This is a genomic window from Massilia oculi (genome assembly GCF_017582745.1).
GTDB classification, from domain to species: Bacteria; Pseudomonadota; Gammaproteobacteria; order Burkholderiales; family Burkholderiaceae_D; genus Telluria; species Telluria oculi_A.
In genome coordinates this window covers 189,551-210,040 of sequence record NZ_JAFVIM010000003.1, presented here as the reverse complement: position 1 = coordinate 210,040, position 20,490 = coordinate 189,551, and the positions used below count along the sequence as shown (strand labels likewise).

The window sequence follows — 20,490 nt, the reverse complement described above, 5'->3', positions numbered from 1 at the left end:
CTGAGCAGCCTGCTTGCCCGGTAAGCATGTTGGCGCTACCCTTCTTGTCGGACGGTCAAGATTGTCACGCTATATTGTCGCTTATTCTTGATTGTAACGACATAATTAACTGCAATTATGATGCCGCAATGCAACATTTTACCATGGCAGAGGGGCATGGAGGAGACACGATGGACAGATTCGCCACCCACGAGGTCTTGAACCAGGCGCCGGCATTCACCGGCATCAACCTGTACGCCTGCGATCCGGCGCTGCAGGAAGCGTTGGCGCGCGAGGGCGGCGGCTGGGCGGCGGCGCAGCTCGAGGCGCTCGGAGAGCAGCTCGGCAGCGCCGAGGTGCAGGAGCTGGCGCGCCTGGCCAACGTCCATGGCCCGCTGCTCGCGAGCTTCGACCGCGCCGGCCGCCGCATCGACGAGCCCGAATTCCATCCCGCCTGGCATGCCCTGATGACCATGATGATCGGCGCCGGCGCCCATAGCGCGCCCTGGAGCGATCCGCGCCCCGGCGCCCAGGTGGCGCGGGCGGCGCAATACCTGCTGTTCGGCCAGGCCGAGAACGGCGCCCAATGCCCGGTGACGATGACCTATGCCGCGGTTCCGGCCTTGCGCCGCGCGCCTGGACTGGCGGAGATATGGCTGCCCAGGATCCTGTCGCGCGACTACGATCCCCGGCCCTTGCCGGTGGCGCACAAGCGCGGCGCCCTGGTCGGCATGGGCATGACCGAGAAGCAGGGCGGTTCCGACGTGCGCGCCAATACCACGCGCGCCACGCCGCTGGGAGCGGACGAGTTGCGGCAAGAGGGCGCGGCGGGCGAGGGCGCCTGGCGCATCGTCGGCCACAAATGGTTTTATTCGGTGCCGCAGGCCGATGCCCACCTGGTGCTGGCGCAGTGCGACGAGTCGGGCGAGGGCGCGGGCGGCCTCGGTTGCTTCCTGGTGCCGCGTTTCCTCGCCGATGGCCGGCGCAACGCGGTGCGGGTGCAGCGCCTGAAGGACAAGCTGGGCAACCGCTCGAACGCCTCGTCCGAGGTCGAATTTTGCGGCGCGCTCGGCTGGCTGATCGGCGAGCCGGGGCGCGGCATCCCGACCATCCTCGAGATGGGCAGCCATACCCGCCTCGATTGCGTGCTGGGCAGCGCCGGCATCATGCGCGCCGCGCTGTGCCATGCGCTGCACCACGCGCGCGGGCGCATGGCCTTCGGCCGTCCGCTGGCCGAGCAACCCCTGATGCGCAACGTGCTGGCCGACCTGGCGCTGGAATCCGAGGCCGCCACCGCCTTCGCCCTGCGCCTGGCGCGCTGCTTCGACGAGGGGCAAGACCCGGCCCAGGCGCTGCTGGGGCGCATCCTGACGGCGGCCGGCAAGTACTGGATCTGCAAGCGCGGTCCCGGCTTCGGGGCCGAGGCGATGGAAGTCATGGGCGGCAACGGCTATGTCGAGGACGGCCCCTTGGCGCGCCTGTACCGCGAGCTGCCGGTCAATTCGATCTGGGAAGGATCGGGCAATGTGATGTGCCTGGACCTGCTGCGCGCGCTCGGCAAATCGCCGGAAGACGCGCGCGCGGCGCTGGCGGCCGAGCTGGCGCCCGCGGCGGGGCTGGACGAGCGCTTCGCCGACCACGTGGCGGTGCTGCTGGACGGCCTGGCGGCGCGCATGCACGACGAAGCCGGCGCGCGGGTACTGGCCGAGCAGGTCGTGGTGGCGGTGCAGGCCGCGCTCCTGCTGCGCCATTCCCCGCCTTACGTTGGCGAGGCATTCTTGCTAACGCGCATAGTGCAGCCGGTGGGCGGGGCCTACGGACGGTTGCCCGCCGCTGTCGACCTGGAAGCGATCCTGGCGCGCGCCCTCGTGTCATGAAGTGCATTTTTTTCACGTGCAGACCGGGACAAACGGACGCGTGGCTGGGATAATGCGCGCTTGCATGCTTCATACAGAATCTTTTGAATCCCGCCATGAAACAAGACCCGCGCTTCCCGAACCTCTACATCCTGAACCACCCGCTGATCCAGCACAAGCTGTCGCATATGCGCGAGCACGATACGTCGACCCGCACCTTCCGCGAACTGCTGCGCGAGATCACGCTGCTGATGGGATACGAGATCACGCGCGACCTGCCGCTGACGACGCGCTCGATCAAGACCCCGCTGGTGACCATCGATGCGCCGGTGATCGCAGGCAAGAAGCTGGCCGTGGTCCCGATCCTGCGCGCCGGCATCGGGATGAGCGACGGCCTGCTGGAGCTGGTGCCGTCGGCGCGCGTCGGCCACATCGGCGTGTTCCGCGACCCGGAAACCCACGAGCCGGTCGAGTACATGGTGCGCCTGCCGGATACCGTCGACCGCACCTTCATCCTGTGCGACCCGATGGTTGCCACCGGTAACTCGGCGGTGCATGCGATCGACGTGCTCAAGAAGCGCGGCGTGCCGGACGAGCAGATCCTGTTCCTGGCCCTGGTGGCGGCGCCGGAAGGCGTGCAGGTATTCCAGGACGCGCATCCGAACGTCAAGCTGTATGTCGCCTCGCTCGACTCGCACCTGGACGATCATGCCTACATCATCCCGGGCCTAGGCGATGCGGGCGACCGCATCTTCGGCACCAAGTAAGGGGCGCCGATGGCAACCGTGCAGCCGGCCGACCAGCAGTTCTTCGCGCGCCTCGCCGAACTCAACGAGAAGTTCGCGGCGCGCCTGCCATCGACCCTGGAGCGCTTGGCGGCGCTGTCGCAACAACTCGAGCGCGCCGGCGAGCCGGCCTTCGACGTCGCGCCGGCGGCCGGCGACGTGCAGGCCATGCTGCACACGCTGGCCGGCTCGGCTGCCACCTTCGGCTTTCGCGGACTGGGCCACCATGCGCGCCTGCTGGAGCAGCGGCTACGGGTGCTGCGTGCCTTCGATGTGGTGGCCGCCACGGAGTGGCAAGCCTGGCGCGCGGAACTCGACGAATACATCCGCGTCGCGCATCGCGATCCAAAGTCTCTTGCCTGAGCCCTCCCCAGGGCGCCCACTCGCGCGTGGCGCTACGCAAGCGGCATGCGCAAACTCGCGGCAGAGCGGAATTTGATTCATCGCAAACATTTGGCCGGGTCTTACGCCTATATTTTCCCTCGTACGGGATAAAAACGCGCGCCGTCCTATTTATTGAATTTGAGAATCGTTGCGGCCAGGCGGTTTTTTTATTTAACGAAGAGGGTGCGCGTCGGTTTTATTCGGTATAATACGGGATCGTTGGGTTCGAGGTAGTAGTGCAGTCTGTCTGTCATTTCTTTCTTGCTTCTTCAAACGATCTGAAACGGGCGCAAGCCCAACTAACCGAAATAGGAAATTGTAATGGCAACTGGCATCGTTAAATGGTTCAATGACTCGAAGGGCTTCGGCTTCATCACCCCTGATGAAGGCGGCGAAGATCTGTTCGCGCACTTCTCGGCTATCCAGAGCACCGGCTTCAAGTCGCTGCAGGAAAACCAGCGCGTTTCGTTCGACGTGACCACCGGCCCTAAGGGCAAGCAAGCCTCGAACATCCAGCCTCTGTAATAGCCTAAGGGCTTTACGAGACGAAAATCCCCGGAATTGCCGGGGATTTTTTTTGCCTGTACATCTCCGGCTTGCGCCCCGCCCGGACCGCGCGGCGGCGTCAGGAATGCCGCCAGTAATCCGGCGCGGCGTAGCTGCGGCGCAGGAAATCCACGAAGGCGCGGATGCGCAGCGGCAGGTGGCGGCGCTGGGCGAACACGGCGTGGACGTCGTTGCCGGGCGCCGCGAAGTCGTCCAGTACGGTCACCAGTTCGCCGCTCGCGATCTGGCCTCCTACTTCCCACATCGAGCGCCAGGCCAGGCCCTTGCCGGCCAGCGCCCAGGCATGCAGCACGGCGCCGTCGTTGCAGACCATATTGCCGCCCACTTTCAGGGTCACCTGCTTGCCGTCGTCCATGAAGGTCCAGCCGCGCTGGCTGCCTTCGCTGCTGATTGGCAGGCAGTTGTGGCGCGCCAGATCGGCCAGCTGGCGCGGCCGGCCGTGGCGCTTGAGATAGGCGGGCGAGGCCACCACCACGCGCCGGTTGTCGGCCAGCTTGACGCCGACCAGGTTCGAGTCGTCGAGGCTGGCGATGCGGATGGCCACGTCCACGCCTTCGGCCACCAGGTCGATGATGCGGTCGGACAGGTTCAGGTTGATGGTCACGTCGCGGTGCTCGGCCAGGAAGGAGGGCAGCAGCGGCGCCACGTGCTGGCGGCCGAAGCCGGCCGGCGCCGACACCGTCAGGTGGCCCGAGGCGCGCATGCTGTGTTCGGAAATGGCCGACTCGGCATCGCCCACCTCGGCCAGGATGCGCTGGCAATCCTCGAGGAAGGCGCTGCCCTCGTCGGTCAGCACCAGGCGCCGCGTCGTGCGCTGCAGCAGCTTGACCCCGAGCCGTGCCTCGAGCGCGTCGAGGCGGCGGCCGATCATGGCCGGCGCGATGCCTTCGGCGCGCGCCGCGGCGGACAGGCTGCCGCGCGCGACGACCTCGACGAAGGTCGCCATCTGGGTGAATTTGCCCATATTGTTTACCCGTTCCCGCCCTTTATTTGATACAAAAACGCACGGATGCTGTGAGATTTTGTATGGTTTAGCGCTATTGAAGTGAATATACTTGATGCAAAGACAAACGCCAAGAAGCGCCCGGATCGGGCGCCGGCGTCGCACGCATTCTTCATTCACTTCAGGAGGCAATATGTCCCTCACCATCCCTGCCGGCATGCAGATCACGGGCGAGATCAAGCCCGGCTACGAGAACATCCTGGTCCCGGAGGCGCTCGCGCTCGTGGCGCAACTGGCGCGCGCTGTTGCCCCGCGGCGCCAGGAATTGCTGGCCGCGCGCGCGGAGCGGGCGCGGCGCCTGGACGCCGGCGAACGTCCGGACTTCCTGCCCCAGACCGCCCACATCCGCGACGGCGACTGGCGGATCGCGCCGATCCCGCCGGCGCTGGCCTGCCGGCGCGTGGAAATCACCGGTCCGGTCGAGCGCAAGATGGTCATCAACGCGCTCAATTCGGGCGCCGACAGCTATATGACCGACTTCGAGGATTCGAACACGCCGAACTGGGACAACCAGATCCAGGGCCAGGTCAACCTGTTCGATGCGGTCCGCAAGACTATTTCGCTGGAGCAGAACGGCAAGTCTTATCAGCTGGGTGACAAGGTGGCGACCCTGATCGTGCGTCCGCGCGGCTGGCACCTGGACGAAAAACACGTGCTGGTCGACGGCCAGCGCGTCTCGGGCGGCATCGTCGATTTCGCGCTGTTCATGTTCCATAACGCGAAGGAATTGCTGGCGCGCGGCGCCGGCCCGTATTTCTACCTGCCGAAGCTGGAATCGCATCTGGAAGCGCGCCTGTGGAACGACGTGTTCGTGATGACCCAGGACGCGCTTGGACTGCCGCAGGGCACGATCAAGGCCACGGTGCTGATTGAGACCATTCTCGCCGCCTTCGAGATGGACGAGATCCTGTACGAGCTGCGAGAGCACAGCGCCGGCCTGAACGCCGGCCGCTGGGACTACATCTTCTCGTGCATCAAGAAGTTCAAGCATGACCGCGACTTCTGCCTGGCCGACCGCGCCAAGGTGACGATGACGGCGCCGTTCATGCGCGCCTATGCGCTGCTGCTGCTCAAGACCTGCCACCGGCGCGGCGCGCCGGCCATTGGCGGCATGTCGGCCCTCATTCCGATCAAGAACGATCCCGAGAAAAACGAGATCGCGATGGGCGGCGTGCGCACCGACAAGGCGCGCGATGCCACGGACGGCTATGACGGCGGCTGGGTCGCGCACCCCGGCCTGGTCGGGCTGGCGATGGAAGAGTTCACCAAGGTGCTGGGCGACAAGCCCAACCAGTTCGAGAAGCAGCGTCCCGACGTCGAGGTGACGGCCGCGCAATTGCTTGACTTCCAGCCCGAGACGCCGATCACCGAGGCGGGCCTGCGCTACAACATCAATGTCGGCATCCACTACCTGGGCGCCTGGCTGGCCGGAAATGGCTGCGTGCCGATCCACAACCTGATGGAAGACGCGGCGACGGCCGAGATCAGCCGCTCGCAGGTGTGGCAGTGGATCCGCTCACCGAAGGGTGTGCTGGAGGACGGCCGCAAGGTCACGGCGGACATGGTTCGGGAGATGATTCCCGAGGAACTGGAAAAGGTGAAGGTGGTGGCGGCGGACGGAACGCATGCGAGCTACGAACGCGCCGCCGTCATCTTCGAGGAGATGTCGACGTCGGATGACTTCGCCGAATTCCTGACCCTGCCGTTGTACGAGGAGATTTGATGGACATGCGGTTGGCGGCATGGCCGCCAACCTTGCGATCAATCAGAACGTATTCTTCCACTCGCGCAGCGCCGCGAAGGCGTCGACCGGCGCTGCGCCCGGCGCCAGGCGTCCGGCCTCGACCAGGCTTTGCACGATGCGCGCCTCGCCATGGCGCAGGAAGGGATTGGTGGCCCGCTCGAGGCCGATCGTCGACGGAATGGTCGGCTGCCCGGCCTCGCGTTTTGCGCCATCGTCCCGCACGCGCGCATCCAGCGCGGCATTGCCCGGTTCCACCGCCCCGGCGAAACGCAGATTCGACAGCGTGTACTCGTGCGCGCAATACACCAGTGTGTCGTCCGGCAGCGCAGTGAACTTCCCGAGCGACTCCATCATCTGCTGCGGCGTGCCTTCGAACAGCCGCCCGCAGCCGGCGCCGAACAGCGTGTCGCCGCAAAACAGCCAGCTGGCGCCCGGGCTCCGCAGCACGTAGGCAATGTGTCCCAGCGTGTGCCCCGGCACGTCCAGCACGTCCAGCGCGAGATCCAGCCCCGGTACGTCGATGCGCTCGCCCTCCCCGAGCGGATGCGTGACCAGCGCGATGCCGTCGTTGCGCGGCCCGAACACGGGCACGTCCCAGTCCTGGAGCAAGCCCGGCACACCCCCGATATGGTCAGCATGATGATGGGTGAGTAGAATGGCGGTCAGGCGCAGCTTGTGCGCGGCGAGGGCGGCCTTGACCGGCGCGGCGTCGCCCGGGTCCACGATGGCTGCGTTGCTGCCGTCGTGAATGAGCCAAAGATAATTGTCTTTAAAGGCTGGAACCGTCAATACGGAGAGATTCGCGGAGAGGTTCGTGCGCAGCGGAGTCGTCATGATAGAAATAACCTTCCAAAGAAGGTCAACGAGGTGGCATGGATAGCGTATCCGAAAAATCCATTATAGCGCTCGACAACTGGCTGCAATCGCCGGCGGGCGCCTACGTGCGCGCGTTCGAGCAAGCCTGCCTGGACGAGCTCACGGTGGACATCTTCGGCTTCAATGCGCTGCAGATCGGCGTGCCCCAGCTCGATGCGCTGGCGGCCAGCCGCATGCCCAATAAATGGCAGGCGGCCACGCGCACCTCGCATGCGGACGAACTGGCGTTTGCCGCGGGCGGCAAGCAGATCGCGGTCGCGGTCGACTTCGAGGAACTGCCGTTCGCCACCGGCAGCATCGACCTCGTGGTGCTGCCGCACGTGCTGGAATTCGCGGCGGAGCCGCACCAGGTCTTGCGCGAAGTCGAGCGGGTCTTGATTCCGGAAGGGCAGGTGATCATCTGCGGCTTCAATCCAGCCAGCCTGTGGGGCATGCGCCAGGGCTTCCGGCGCGTCACGCGCAGCGACTACCTGCCCGAGTCCGGCGAATTCATTTCTTTGCCGCGTCTGAAAGACTGGCTAAAATTGCTGAACCTGGGCGTGACACGCAGCCATTTCGGCTGCTACGCCCCACCGTGCCGGACGGCCCACTGGCTCAGCCGCTTCTCGATGATGGAATCGGCGGGCGCGCGCTGGTGGCCGTATCTCGGCGCGGTCTACGTGGTGCATGCGATCAAGCGGGTCAAGGGCATGCACATCATCGGTCCCGCATGGAACAAGAAAGCGAGCAAGCGGCCGGCGGCAGTGCCGGCAGCGAACAGGAATGAGCGAACAACAAGCGAATGAAGCAAGCGCGACGCAGGTCGAGATTTATACCGACGGCGCGTGCAAGGGCAATCCAGGCACGGGCGGCTGGGGGGCGCTCTTGGTCTCGAATGGCCACGAGAAAGAAATCTTCGGCGGCGAGCCGAACACCACCAATAACCGCATGGAATTGCGCGCCGTGATCGAGGCGCTCGGCGTCCTGAACCGTCCCTGCAAGGTCGTGCTGCACACCGATAGCCAGTACGTGCAGAAGGGGATCTCGGAATGGATCCACGGCTGGAAGGCGCGCGGCTGGAAGACGGCAGCGAAGGAGCCGGTCAAGAACGACGACCTGTGGAAGGCGCTCGACCAGGCGCAGCAGCAGCACGCTGTCGAATGGCGCTGGGTACGCGGCCACAACGGCCATCCTGGCAACGAGCGGGCCGACGTGCTGGCCAATCGCGGCGCCGCCTCGGTGCGGCGCTGAACGCTTGACCGCCGGAAGGCGAGGGCGGGCTTTGCTATACTTTGGTCCGCTTTAATTTATCTTGTAGAACACCATGCGCCAGATCGTCCTCGATACCGAAACCACCGGCCTGAATCCTCGCACGGGCGACCGCGTCATCGAGGTTGGCTGCGTTGAAATCTTCAATCGGAAGCTCACAGGGAATAACTTCCACCGCTATATCAATCCCGAACGCGAATCGGATGAAGCGGCGCTCGCGGTCCACGGCCTGACCACGGAGTTCTTGAGCGACAAGCCGAAGTTCCACGAGATCGCCGAGGAGTTGCGCGAGTTCGTGCAGGGCGCCGAGGTCATCATCCATAACGCGCCGTTCGACCTGGGCTTCCTGAACCACGAATTCACCCGCATCGGCCTGCCGCCTTTCGTCGAGCACTGCAGCGGCGTGATCGACACCCTGGTCCACGCCAAGGAACTTCATCCGGGCAAACGCAATTCGCTGGACGCGCTGTGCGACCGCTACGAGATCTCGAACGCGCACCGCAAGCTGCACGGCGCGCTGCTCGACTCGGAACTGCTGGCCGACGTCTACCTGGCCATGACGCGCGGCCAGAACTCGCTGACGATGGACGTCGAAGTCGAGAGCGCAAACCTGGGCGAGGCGCTCGAGGTGGTGCCGCTGGGCGAGATCATCGTGGTAGCGGCAAGCGGCGACGAACTCGCGGCGCACGACGAGGTGCTGGCCGGCCTCGACAAGAACGTGAAAGGCAGCTGCGTGTGGAGGAATTATTCCCCGCAGGGGTGACGGATGAGTGATTCTGTGCCATAATACTCCTCGCTTCGGGAGGTTAGCTCAGGGGTAGAGCACTGCATTCACACTGCAGGGGTCGCAAGTTCGAAACTTGCACTTCCCACCAGAATTCACAAGGCCAGCAGCAATGCTGGCCTTTTGTTTTCGGCAAGCGCGGCAGGTATCGCCGCCCGGCCGTGTTTCTTTCGAGATCACGGCACCGGTACAAATAAGTTGGTCAATTGCCATTTGGAATAATCAAGACTCTATGGCATAATACGGCCTCGTTGGGAGGTTAGCTCAGGGGTAGAGCACTGCATTCACACTGCAGGGGTCGCAAGTTCGAAACTTGCACTTCCCACCAACAGGATTTCTTCGAAACGCCCGCATATTGCGGGCGTTTTGCTTTCAGGCGCCGTCTTCACTGCCGGTGGGACATATCAAGGCTGCGCTGCACGCTCCTGATTGAGCTCCTGCTTGAGTTCCTCCGTGATCGTCCACGCATACAGGGTCTTGTCGCGCACCCGCACGATTCTCTCCGGCGGCCACTGGGCGCCCATGTGAAAATCGTGCGACACGACCCGCGCGCCGACCCGCAACTGCCGCCACAGCTGCGGCATCAGCTGCAGGTTGACCTCGAACAACAGGTACAGCATGACCACGGTGGCCGGGCTGAAATCGCTGCGGAACAGGTCGGCCTGGCGAAAGCGCACGCGGTCCTGCACCCCGGCCGCGCGCGCGTTGGCAGTCGCTTCCCGGATCCGTTCCGGATCGAGATCGATGCCCACGCCGCGCGCACCATGCTTGCGGGCGGCCGAGATCACGATGCGGCCGTCGCCGCAGCCGAGGTCGTACACGACGTCATTGCGTCCGACCTGCGCCATCGACAGCATGCGGTCGACGATGTCCTGCGGCGTCGTCACATACGGCACCTTGGGCAAGGGCTGCTGCGCGAGCGCGGACGGGATCGTCGCCGGGGCCAGCGCCAGGCCGGCCAGCGCGGCGGCGCCGTGCAGCAGGGCGCGGCGCTCAGGCACGATGGATGGGGCGGTCGTTCGTTCGGCGGACAAGGTGGTTCCTTCTGCATTTTGCGTTGTACAGGCCGTGCAAGCGTACCCGATATCGCCGGTCAGGTCGTGTACACTGGCCCCGAGCGGCATGCCGCATGCCGACGAGAACACAATAAGAACGGAACAACACCGATGGCGAACGGGTATTACGAACCTCTGCTGGTCTTCGTGTCGATCCTGGTGGCCATCCTGGCCTCGTACACGGCGCTCAGCCTGGCGATGCGGGTGCGCCAGGCCCAGGGACGCGCGGCATACTTCTGGATCGCCGGCGGTTCGCTGGCGATGGGCAGCGGCATCTGGGCCATGCACTTCATCGGCATGCTCGCCTTCCGCCTGCCGATGCCGGTCGGCTACGATCCCCTGATCACCTTCGCCTCCTGGCTGCTGCCGGTGGTCGCGTCAAGCCTGGCGCTGTGGCATGTGCGGCACCGGGATTTCCGGCGCCGCCAGCTGGCCTGGAGCGCCGTCCTGATGGGCGCGGGCATCAACGCCATGCACTACACCGGCATGGCCGGCATGCGCATGGACCCCGCCATCAGCTACACCCCCTGGCTGTTCGCGCTGTCGGTCGCGATCGCGATTGGCGCCTCGGCGCTGGCGCTGCAGCTCGGCCTGCGCCTGCACGAGGATGGCAGGGAGGGCGGCCGCGCGCGGCGCGCCGCGCAGCTCGCAGCCAGCGTCATCATGGGCGGCGCCATCACCGGCATGCACTATACGGGCATGGCCGCCGCCCACTTCGAGGCCGGCAGCGTGTGCCGCGCGGCGCTCGGCGGCGTCGACCAGGATCAGCTGGCGGCACTGGTGACGGTGGCCACCGTGGCCCTGCTCAGCATCGCGCTGCTGGCCACCATCTTCGATGCGCGTCTGGAGGCGCGCAACCGCACGATCGCCGAATCGCTGCGGGCGGCGGCCGAGCGCCAGCAACTGTATCTCGACGAGCAGCGCGCCCGGGTCGAGGCCGAGAACGTCAGCCAGATGAAGGACGAGTTTCTCGCCACCTTGTCACACGAGCTGCGCACGCCGCTCAACGCCATGCTGGGCTGGTCGCAACTGCTGCTGCAGGGCCAGCGCGACGGCGCCATGCTGCGCCGCGGCCTGGAAACCATCGAGCGCAATGCGCGCGCCCAGTCGCAACTGATCGAAGACATGCTCGACATGAGCCGCCTGCTGGCCGGCAAGGTGCGGATCGACGCGGCCCCGATTCAGCCGCAGGACTTCGTCAACGCGGCGCTCGAGACGGCGCGTCCGGCGGCGCTTGCGCGCAGCATCGTCCTGAACGCCAGCATCGACCACGGCGCCGGCCCCGTGCGCGGCGACCTGGCGCGCATGCAGCAGGTGATGTCGAACCTGATTTCGAACGCCATCAAGTTCACCGAGCCGGGCGGCGTGGTAACGGTCACGCTGCGGATGGATGGAGAAGGAAGCGAGCGCGCGGTGGCGATCGACGTGACCGACACCGGCGCCGGCATCGCGCCGGAATTTTTGCCCTATGTGTTCGACCGCTTCCGCCAGGCCGATTCCTCGTCGGCGCGGCGCCATGGCGGCCTGGGACTGGGCCTGGCGATCGCGCGCCAGCTGGTCGAGCTGCAGGGCGGCGCGATCAGCGTCGCCAGCCGCGGCGAAGGGCAGGGCGCCACCTTTACCCTGCACCTGCCGCTGGCGGCGCCCGGCGCGGTGCCGGCGGCGCGGATCGAGCCCTTCGCCGGCCTGCCGCTGGCGCCGCCCGAGATGGCCGGCATGACGGTGCTGGTGATCGACGACGAACTCGATTCGCTGGAGCTGGTGCAGCAAGTGCTGGCGGCCAGCGACGCCACGATCCTCACCGCGACCGGCGCGCCCGAGGCGCTGCGCCTGGTCGAGGCGCGCCGGCCCGACCTCGTCATCAGCGACATCGGCATGCCGCTGGTCGATGGCTTTGAAATGATCCGCCGCATACGGTCGATGCCGGATCGCGAGACGGCGGGCGTACCGGCCATCGCCCTGACCGCCTTCTCGCGGCGCGAAGACCAGCAGCGTGCGCTGGAAGCGGGATTCGACGACTACCTGGCCAAGCCGGTGGCCCCGGCGACCCTGCTGCAGACGGTGGCGGCGATCGTCGCCCGCCGCAACCTGCTGCGTTCGCTGTAACGTCCCGCTACCTGCCGGGTTCGCCGTAGCGTGGGCGGCTATGCCGCCCACGCGTTCAACCCACGCCTGCGCCCTCGTTATCCCGCCAGGCCCGGCAACACCAGGTCGAGCTCCAGCCCGCCTTCCGGACGGCGCAGGCCGGCCACGATATAGCCGCGGTTGCGCCCCGCTTCCTTGCCCTTGTAGAGCGCGCGGTCGGCCAGCGCGATCGCCTGTTCCCAGTCGGGCTGGATCGTGGCGTCCGGCCTGGCCCCGTCGCCGTCCGGCGCGAACGGCAGCGAGACCGCGCCGGCGGTGGCGCTGACCCTGAGCGCGGTGCCGTCTTCCAGCATGATCGGCGTCGCGGCGATCGCGTCGAGGATACGGCCTACCAGCAGCGGACGCTGCTCCTGGGTCACGCCCTGGGAATACACGAGGAATTCCTCGCCGCCCCAGCGCAGCACCATGTCCGATTCGCGCATCGCCGCGCGCAGGCGCTTGCCGACCTCGACCAGCACCGCATCGCCCGCCGCGTGGCCATGTTCGTCGTTGATGCGCTTGAAGTGGTCGATGTCGAGCAGGGTGAAGCAGTCGGCCGAGCCCAGGCGCGGCGCCGCCTCGCCGGTGCGGCTGCGCATGCGGTCGAGGAAGGAGCGCCGGTTGAACAGGCCGGTGAGCGGGTCGTGGGCCGAGCGGTATGCCAGCTCGTCGTTCAGTTCGGCCAGGCGGCGGCCGGTCAGCACCGACTTGCGGTACATCCACAGCACGCCGGCGCACATGAAGAGCGCCAGCGAGGCGCCCAGCGAGGCGGCGGTCTGGAGCAGGCTGCGGTGGCGCAGCTCGGCGTCCTTGACGGCATTCTCCTGGCGCAGGGCATCGATCTGGGCCGCGCGCTCGCGCGCCTTGAATTGTTCCTGCAGCGCCGAGATCGCCTTGTTGCGGTCATTGAGCGCCAGCTCCTGCATCACGGTTTCGCGTTCGCGCGTGGTGGCCAGCGCTTCGCGGAAGCGGCCGGCGGTTTCCAGCGCCTGGCTCTTCTCGGCCAGCAAGCGGCCGACGGTCGACATGGCGCCGGCCTTGCGCATCGCGGCGATCACCGCGTCCACGTGCTGCATGCCGTCGCGCTGGCGGCCTTGGCCGAACAGGGCGAACCCGAGGTTGGCCTTCGCCATCTGCAGGCTGATCCGGTCTTCGCTGCGCTCGGCCGGCGCCAGCGCGGCGCGCGCCGCTTCCTCGGCCTCCTGGTAGCGGCCCGCCTTCAGGTGGGCGTTGGCGATATTTCCCAGCACATTCGCTTCGAGCGCGATCAGTTCGTGCGCATGGGCCAGTTCGAGCGCGCGCCCGAAGGCTTGCTGGGCTGCCACCAGCTCGCCCTGCGCCACCAGCGCCCGGCCCTCGAAGAAGTGGGCTGCCGCCTCGGTGCGCGGCGGCAGCCGGATCGGGCCGGTGCGGATCTCGCGCAGCGTCTCGAGCGCCCGGGCCGGATCGCGTGCGTTGACGTACATGCGCGCCATTGCCAGTCGGATATCGGCTTCGCGCGGGCTCCACAGGCCGGGATGGCGCCTCACCATCTCCAGCGCACGCAGGAAATGGCGCAGCGCGCGGTCGTACTGGCCGACCGCGCTGTAGGCCATGCCATGTAGCGCTTCGGCGGTGGCCATGAACTCGAGGCTGTCGAGGTTGCGGTAACGGGCGCCGAGGGTGGCGAGCTGGCCCAGGGCCTTGGCCGGATCGTTGTTCTCGATCAGGCGCAGCACACGCGCCAGGCTGGCCAGCGCGAGATTAAGCGGATCGCGTTCGGCCTTGGCCAGGCCGATGATAAGCTCGTTGGTCTCGAAGGCTTCGCGAAAGTTCCCCCCATCGGCCTGTATCCGTCGCAACAGGCGCAAGTAGTGGATGCGCACCAGATAGGGCGCGCCAGCAATCAGCTTTGGACCCTCCTGCACCAGGATGGTGCGCGCCTGCGCATTGTTTTGCTCGGCCAGGGCCGCGATCTCGTCCAGCCGCGCCTCCGGCTGCAGGGCCGCCGTCGCCGGGCCGGCAAGCGAGGCCAGCAGCGCGCCGATCGCGATCAGCGGCGTGAATCTGGTCGGGCATCCATTGGGAACAGTCATGGTGGCGGGGGCAAGGGCGGAGAAGCGGGGGAGGGCAGGGTGGTCCGGCCCATTATCGAATGTTGATTTGTGGAAATCAAGCACAGCCGCCCGGGCTGCGATGTTTACGCAACGGCGGGGTTTCAGTAGCAGAAATTGCCTGCCGGCACGTAAATTGCAGAAGATTTGTCGGATTGCTTTGATTCGCAACAGCATTCTGGTTATATTTGCACGTCTGCAAAAAGTTGACGGTTTGCAGGTGCAGCAACAGCGGTTTCATGTCAGGCATGCCGGCCCAACAGGCAGGATCTCGAGAGCGTGCCCGCACGACCTGCGGGCACGGCGCAATGACAAGACGCGAGACCACATACCTATTTGATTGGAGAACACGTAGTGAGTATTTTTAGAACCAAGAATCTGGATGCCATGCTGGCGGCCAGCGCCAAGCCGGGCGGACTCAAAAAGGTGCTCGGCCCGACCGACCTGATCCTGCTCGGTATTGGCGCCATCGTCGGCACCGGTATTTTCGTGCTCACCGGCACGGGCGCCGTCACCGCCGGACCTGCGCTGACCCTCTCCTTCATCGTGGCCGCCATGGCCTGCTGCTTCGCCGCCCTGTGCTACGCCGAGTTCGCCTCGACCGTTCCGGTTGCTGGTTCGATCTATACCTATAGCTACGCCACCCTGGGCGAATTCGTCGCCTGGATGATCGGCTGGGACCTGCTGCTCGAGTACGGCCTGGCCACCTCGACCGTCGCGGTCGGCTGGTCCGGCTATTTCCAGTCGCTGATGTCGGGCTTTGGCCTGGTGCTGCCGGACGCGCTGACCGCCGCCCCCGGCGCCCGTCCCGGCGTCGACACCCTGTTCAACCTGCCGGCCTTCCTGATCATGATCGCGCTGACCGCGATGCTGTCGCTGGGCATGCGCGAATCGGCGCGCGTCAACAACGTCATGGTCATCATCAAGACCGGCGTCGTGCTGCTGTTCATCGCCGTCGGCGTCGGCCACGTCCGTCCGGAGAACTGGGAACCGTTCATGCCATACGGCATGGGCGGCGTGATGAGCGCCGCCGCGCTGGTGTTCTTCGCCTTCATCGGCTTCGACGCCGTCACCTCGGCCGCCGAGGAAGTCAAGAATCCGAAGCGTGACCTGCCGATCGGCATCATCGGTTCGCTGGTGGTCTGCACCATCCTCTACGTCGTGGTCGCCGCGATCATGACCGGCATCGTGCCGCACCTGGACTTCAAGGGCGTCGATCACCCGGTCTCGCTGGCGCTGCAGGTGGCGGGCGAAAACTGGGTCGCCGGCTTCGTCGACCTGGCCGCGATCCTGGGCATGAGCACCGTGATCCTGGTGATGGCCTATGGCCAGACCCGCATCCTGTTCGCCATGTCGCGCGACGGCCTGCTGCCGGCCAAGCTGTCGAAGGTGCATCCGAAATACGGCACCCCGTTCTTCGCCACCTGGCTGGTGGGCATCATCTTCGGCCTGATCGCCGCCGTGGTGCCGCTGAACGTGCTGGCCGAGCTGGTCAACATCGGCACCCTGGCCGCATTCACCCTGGTCTCGATCGCCGTCATCGTGCTGCGCAAGAAGCGTCCGGACCTGCCGCGCGCCTTCCGCTGCCCTGGCGTGCCGGTGATCCCGGGCCTGGCGATCGTGTTCTGCCTGGCGCTGATGTCGTTCCTGAGCTGGCATACCTGGCTGGCGTTCGCCATCTGGCTGGCGATCGGCGCTGCCGTCTACTTCGGCTATGCACGCCAGCGTTCGCTGCTGAACAAGCCGCAGCAATAAGCAATCTTCAACTGCAGTCCTCGCGGCGGGCCCTTCGGGTCTGCCGCGCGCCCTTCGGCCGGCGACGGCGCTTCATGTTAATCTGCCATCTTTGACGCAGCGTGTGCGTCCTTGAAACGGAGATGTCTCATGAGCGCCATCGTGCTCGGCCAGGGCGATGCCCTCCTGATCGTCGACCTCCAGGTCGACTTCCTTCCCGGCGGCAACCTGGGCGTCCCTCATGGCGATCAGGTGATCGCGCCGATCAACCGCCTGATCGGCCTGTACCGTGCCCGTGCGCTGCCGATCTACGCCTCGCGCGACTGGCATCCCGAACTGCATTGCTCCTTCGCCGCCCAGGGTGGGCCGTGGCCGCCGCATTGCGTGGCCGGGACCGAAGGCGCGGGTTTTTCGTCCGAGCTGAACCTGCCGGACGACGTCATCGTCGTGTCCAAGGCCGATACCGTCGAGGTGGACGCATATTCCGCCTTCAATGGCACCGGGCTGGGGCAGGCCATGCGTGCGCGCGGCATCCGCCGCGTGGCGGTGTGCGGCCTGGCCACCGACTACTGCGTGCTCAATACGGTGCTCGACGGGCTCGAGGAAAAGATCGAGATCCTGATCGTGGCCGAGGCCGCGCGTGCGGTCGACGTCCATCCTGGCGATGGAGACCGCGCCATGACCCGCATGCTGCGTGCGGGCGCGGAGCCGGTGCGGCTGTCGGGCGATGGGCTGGTGGCCGACGTGGAGCTCGGCGCGCGCCTTTGACGCCAGCGCGATTGCGCCGCTGTGGACGCTGGCGCACGGTGTTCCCTGGAGTGTGGTCCTAGCATCGCCTTTCCATCTTTGCGAAAGGGCACCGGCATGACCAGCACCGTAGGGGATTTCCTGCTCGATCGTCTCGGGCAATGGGGCGTGCACCGCGTCTATGGCTATCCGGGCGACGGCATCAACGGCATCCTGGCCGCCTTCGGACGCCAGGACGCGATCGAATTCGTCCAGTGCCGGCACGAAGAGATGTCGGCCTTCATGGCCTGCGGCCACGCCAAGTTCACGAACGAGGTAGGGGTGTGCCTGGCGACCTCCGGTCCCGGCGCCATCCACCTGCTCAATGGCCTGTACGACGCCAAGCTCGATCACCAACCGGTGGTGGCCATCGTCGGCCAGCAGCAGCGCTCCGCGCTCGGCGCCCACTACCAGCAGGAAGTCGACCTGGTCACGCTGTTCAAGGACGTGGCCGGCGAGTTCGTGCAGATGGCGACCGACGCTTCCCAGGTGCGCCACCTGGTCGACCGCGCGCTGCGCATCGCCCAGGCGCGGCGCTGCGTCACTTGCATCATCATCCCGAACGATTTGCAGGAAGAAGAGGCGGTGCCGCATCCGCCGCGTGAACACGGCAACACCTTCTCCGGCGTCGGCGCCGCGCTCGAAGCGGCGGTGCCGCCGCTCGATGCCCTGCGCGGAGCAGCCGACATCCTCAATGCAGGGGAGAAGGTGGCGATCCTGGCCGGCGCCGGGGCCCACGGCGCGCTGGACGAGCTGGTCGAAGTCGCCGAGCTGCTCGGCGCCGGCATCGCCAAGGCCTTGCTGGGCAAGGCCGTGGTGCCGGACGACCTGCCGTTCTGCACCGGCACCATCGGCATGATCGGCACCCAGGCCAGCGACGCGATGATGAAGGAGTGCGACACGCTCCTGATGATCGGCTCCAGCTTCCCGTATGCCGAATTCCTGCCGCAGGAGGGATCGGCGAAGGCGGTGCAGATCGACGTCGACGCGACCATGCTCGGCCTGCGCTATCCGATGGACGTGAACCTGGCGGGCGACGCCCGCGCGACCCTGCGCGCCCTGGTTCCGCTGTTGCGGCGCAAGGAAGGACGCGGCTGGCGCGCGCGCATCGAGGCCAACGTGGCCGAAAGCTGGCGTGTGCTCGACGAGCGGGCGCGCCAGCCGGGTAAGCCGATCAATCCACAGCGCGCCTTCAGCGAGCTGTCGCCGCGCCTGCCGGAGGACGTCATCCTGACCGGGGACTCGGGATCGGTCTCGGCCTGGTATGCGCTGCACCTGCGCCTGCGGCGCGGAATGATGGCGTCGCTGTCGGGCGGCCTGGCGACCATGGGTTCTGCCGTGCCTTACGCGATGGCGGCCAAGATGGCGCATCCGGGACGGCCGGTGATCGCCCTGGCCGGCGACGGCGCCATGCAGATGAACGGCATGAACGGCCTGATCACGATCGCGCGCCACTGGCGCGACTGGGCCAATCCCACATTGGTGGTGCTGGTGCTGAACAACCGCGACCTCAATTTCGTGAGCTGGGAACAGCGCGGCATGCAGGGCGAGCCGAAATACGAGGCGTCGCAGCAGTTGCCGGATTTCTCGTATGCCGACTATGCCCGCATGCTGGGCCTGGACGGCGTGCGGGTCGAGGATCCGGAAGCGCTGGGCGCGGCCTGGGACCAGGCCCTGGCGGCCGGCCGGCCCTTCGTGCTCGAAGTGCTGGCCGATCCGAATATTCCGCCATTCCCGCCGCATATCGTCGATGCCCAGGAAAAGCAGATCGAAGAGGCCAGGCGCAAGGGCGACCCGGACGCTGGGGACGTCGCGCGGGGCGTGCGCCAGCAGGGCAGCGGCGCCTGAGTTAAATCGTGATCGAAGTGGCAAGCAATTGCTGCGCTGCGAGATATAATTTTGTAATCCCTCTCTTACATACTCGCAGCGCGCCTACCGATTTTCGCAACATGGTCCAGCTTGGATAATGTCGGTAATCGTCCATAGGACACTTCACGATGCGAGACATGACACCAATGTTGTTAGCCGACGCACCACGCGTCGCGGCCGCGCCCCTTGCCACCGCAGAAGGCGCGAAGGACCTGTATTTTTCGCTGTACGCCGATCCATCAGCGATGCCCGAACAGGCCAGGGATTTCGTGGCCGCGCAGATCGCGGTCGCGCGCGAGCTGCCGTCCGATCTGCCGTCGAACCTGGGCCAGTTGCAGGCCTGGATCGAACAGCGCACCGAGATCGTCGGCCAGCAGTACCGCGACTACCTCGCCGCGCGCAAGAACGGCGCGCCGCGCCGCTATTTCTCGTGCCGCGCGCACGCGCTGTACTTCATCAAGGGCGTGGCCCCGACCAAGCTGGTCGACGGCGCCTGGCTCTATGGCCTGACGCGCCAGTGGGACGACGTCGCCTTCCACCCGCTGATCAAGACCTATCTCGAAGAGCTGGGCGACGGCCTGCCGGACAAGAACCATGTGACGCTGTACCGCAAGCTGCTGGCCACCCACGGCTGCGAGAGCTGGGAAGACCTGGGCGACGACCACTTCCTGCAAGGCGCGCTGCAGCTGGCGCTGGGCCACCACGCCGAGCACTTCCTGCCCGAAGTCGTCGGCTACAACCTGGGCTACGAACAGCTGCCGCTGCACCTGTTGATCACGTCCTACGAGCTCAATGAACTGGGCATCGACCCGTATTACTTCACGCTGCACGTGACGGTCGATAACGCCGCCAGCGGTCATGCGCGCAAGGCGGTGCAGGCGGTGCAAGACCTGATGCCGAAGGTCGGCGACCGCGACGCCTTCTGGCAGCGCGTGGTCGACGGCTACCGCCTGAACGAACTGGGCGCCAGCACGACCTCGGTGATCGGCGAATTCGACCTGCAGTCGGAACTGGTCGGCATCCTGGCCGCCAAGAGCGGCGTGGGCAAGAACATGCATTCGGATTACTGCCGCGTCGCCGGCCGTTCGGTCAACGACTGGCTGACGGATCCGGCGCAGATCCCGGCCTTCCTGGCGGCGCTCGAAGGCGCCGGCTGGATCAAGCGCGGCGAGGACGTCGAGCATAGCCGCTTCTGGCGCCTGGTCGAAGGCGAGCGGGCCGAGATGTTCGGCGTGTTCAACGCCTACGAATTGCAGGTGCTGCGCGACTGGATCACCTCCACCGCCGACGGCAAGCCGGCCAGCGCCCAGCGCGTGCTCACCGCGCGCGCGCGCCAGCGTACCCTCGACCAGCTGGGGCAGGGCGCGGAACGTGGCAATGCGCATCCGGTGCGCGGCCTGATCCGCCGCCACGCCAACCTGGACGATGCCGACGCCGATAACGAGCTGCGCCTGCTGGAGCAGCAGGTGGCCGCGGCCAACGGCAAGCAGGAGGCGATGCAGCTGCTGGGCCGCCTGCTGTCGCCGGAGATCCATCATACGGCGGTGGGCCTGATGGCCACCCGCATGTACACGCAACTGTTCGACGCCTGAATCGACTGCAC

General features: G+C 66.3%; 18 protein-coding genes and 2 tRNA genes. 15 read left to right on the top strand and 5 right to left on the bottom strand.

Going from position 1 to position 20,490, the window contains the following annotated elements:
- The first annotated feature begins 170 nt into the window (after nt 1–170).
- From J3U95_RS05120 to J3U95_RS05105, 4 genes are all read left to right on the top strand, one after another.
- Nucleotides 171–1,856: an isovaleryl-CoA dehydrogenase gene (locus J3U95_RS05120; protein WP_208277559.1), complete on the top strand. Its 1,686-nt coding sequence runs from the start codon at nt 171–173 to the stop codon at nt 1,854–1,856.
- A gap of 95 nt (nt 1,857–1,951) precedes the next feature.
- Entirely contained in the window at nt 1,952–2,602 is a 651-nt protein-coding gene (gene upp, locus J3U95_RS05115; protein WP_208277558.1) for a uracil phosphoribosyltransferase, read from the top strand.
- Nucleotides 2,603–2,611: 9 nt separating this feature from the next.
- A complete protein-coding gene (locus tag J3U95_RS05110; RefSeq protein WP_208277557.1) occupies nt 2,612–2,983 on the top strand; it encodes an Hpt domain-containing protein in 372 nt (123 codons plus the stop codon).
- A gap of 342 nt (nt 2,984–3,325) precedes the next feature.
- Nucleotides 3,326–3,529: a cold-shock protein gene (locus J3U95_RS05105; protein ID WP_005670341.1), complete on the top strand. Its 204-nt coding sequence runs from the start codon at nt 3,326–3,328 to the stop codon at nt 3,527–3,529.
- A 100-nt stretch (nt 3,530–3,629) separates the two neighbouring features.
- Here J3U95_RS05105 and J3U95_RS05100 read toward each other — a convergent pair whose 3' ends face one another.
- Nucleotides 3,630–4,535, bottom strand: coding sequence for a LysR family transcriptional regulator (locus J3U95_RS05100; protein WP_208277556.1), 906 nt, complete (start codon nt 4,533–4,535; stop codon nt 3,630–3,632).
- A gap of 172 nt (nt 4,536–4,707) precedes the next feature.
- On the opposite strand from J3U95_RS05100, the gene aceB reads away from it, so the two are divergent.
- Entirely contained in the window at nt 4,708–6,297 is a 1,590-nt protein-coding gene (aceB, locus tag J3U95_RS05095) for a malate synthase A (RefSeq protein WP_208277555.1), read from the top strand.
- A gap of 42 nt (nt 6,298–6,339) precedes the next feature.
- Here aceB and gloB read toward each other — a convergent pair whose 3' ends face one another.
- The gene (gene gloB / locus J3U95_RS05090; RefSeq protein ID WP_208277554.1) at nt 6,340–7,152 is read right to left on the bottom strand and encodes a hydroxyacylglutathione hydrolase; all 813 of its coding nucleotides are present in this window, start codon (nt 7,150–7,152) and stop codon (nt 6,340–6,342) included.
- Between the two features lie 38 nt (nt 7,153–7,190).
- On the opposite strand from gloB, the gene J3U95_RS05085 reads away from it, so the two are divergent.
- From J3U95_RS05085 to J3U95_RS05065, 5 genes are all read left to right on the top strand, one after another.
- On the top strand, nt 7,191–7,979 hold the full coding sequence (locus J3U95_RS05085; RefSeq protein ID WP_208277553.1) for a class I SAM-dependent methyltransferase: 789 nt from the start codon (nt 7,191–7,193) through the stop codon (nt 7,977–7,979).
- Nucleotides 7,957–8,424, top strand: coding sequence for a ribonuclease HI (gene rnhA, locus J3U95_RS05080; RefSeq protein ID WP_208277552.1), 468 nt, complete (start codon nt 7,957–7,959; stop codon nt 8,422–8,424). Before J3U95_RS05085 ends, rnhA begins: the two co-directional genes overlap by 23 nt.
- Nucleotides 8,425–8,497: 73 nt before the next feature.
- Nucleotides 8,498–9,205 (top strand): DNA polymerase III subunit epsilon, encoded by a 708-nt coding sequence (gene dnaQ / locus J3U95_RS05075; protein ID WP_208277551.1) that lies wholly within the window; start codon nt 8,498–8,500, stop codon nt 9,203–9,205.
- 37 nt (nt 9,206–9,242) lie between these two features.
- Nucleotides 9,243–9,317, top strand: a tRNA-Val gene (locus J3U95_RS05070).
- A 162-nt stretch (nt 9,318–9,479) separates the two neighbouring features.
- Nucleotides 9,480–9,554 (top strand) — tRNA-Val (locus J3U95_RS05065).
- Nucleotides 9,555–9,630: 76 nt separating this feature from the next.
- Here J3U95_RS05065 and J3U95_RS05060 read toward each other — a convergent pair.
- Entirely contained in the window at nt 9,631–10,260 is a 630-nt protein-coding gene (locus J3U95_RS05060) for an SAM-dependent methyltransferase (RefSeq protein WP_229519647.1), read from the bottom strand.
- A gap of 132 nt (nt 10,261–10,392) precedes the next feature.
- Here J3U95_RS05060 and J3U95_RS05055 point away from each other — a divergent pair, with 132 nt between their 5' ends.
- Nucleotides 10,393–12,387 carry a hybrid sensor histidine kinase/response regulator gene (locus J3U95_RS05055; protein ID WP_208277550.1) on the top strand — a complete coding sequence of 665 codons (1,995 nt, stop codon included), beginning with the start codon at nt 10,393–10,395 and terminating at the stop codon, nt 12,385–12,387.
- A 77-nt stretch (nt 12,388–12,464) separates the two neighbouring features.
- On the opposite strand, the gene J3U95_RS05050 is transcribed toward J3U95_RS05055, so the two are convergent.
- Entirely contained in the window at nt 12,465–14,480 is a 2,016-nt protein-coding gene (locus J3U95_RS05050) for a tetratricopeptide repeat-containing diguanylate cyclase (RefSeq protein ID WP_229519646.1), read from the bottom strand.
- Nucleotides 14,481–14,556: 76 nt separating this feature from the next.
- Nucleotides 14,557–14,739 carry a hypothetical protein gene (locus J3U95_RS05045; RefSeq protein ID WP_208277549.1) on the bottom strand — a complete coding sequence of 61 codons (183 nt, stop codon included), beginning with the start codon at nt 14,737–14,739 and terminating at the stop codon, nt 14,557–14,559.
- Between the two features lie 113 nt (nt 14,740–14,852).
- Here J3U95_RS05045 and bcaP point away from each other — a divergent pair, with 113 nt between their 5' ends.
- From bcaP to J3U95_RS05025, 4 genes are all read left to right on the top strand, one after another.
- On the top strand, nt 14,853–16,253 hold the full coding sequence (gene bcaP, locus J3U95_RS05040; protein ID WP_370662042.1) for a branched-chain amino acid transporter BcaP: 1,401 nt from the start codon (nt 14,853–14,855) through the stop codon (nt 16,251–16,253).
- 129 nt (nt 16,254–16,382) lie between these two features.
- Nucleotides 16,383–17,000, top strand: coding sequence for an isochorismatase family protein (locus tag J3U95_RS05035; RefSeq protein WP_208277548.1), 618 nt, complete (start codon nt 16,383–16,385; stop codon nt 16,998–17,000).
- Between the two features lie 96 nt (nt 17,001–17,096).
- Nucleotides 17,097–18,866 carry a thiamine pyrophosphate-requiring protein gene (locus J3U95_RS05030; protein WP_208277547.1) on the top strand — a complete coding sequence of 590 codons (1,770 nt, stop codon included), beginning with the start codon at nt 17,097–17,099 and terminating at the stop codon, nt 18,864–18,866.
- A gap of 167 nt (nt 18,867–19,033) precedes the next feature.
- Complete coding sequence (locus J3U95_RS05025) at nt 19,034–20,479, top strand: iron-containing redox enzyme family protein (RefSeq protein WP_229519645.1); 1,446 nt, start codon at nt 19,034–19,036, stop codon at nt 20,477–20,479.
- Nucleotides 20,480–20,490: the final 11 nt, after the last annotated feature.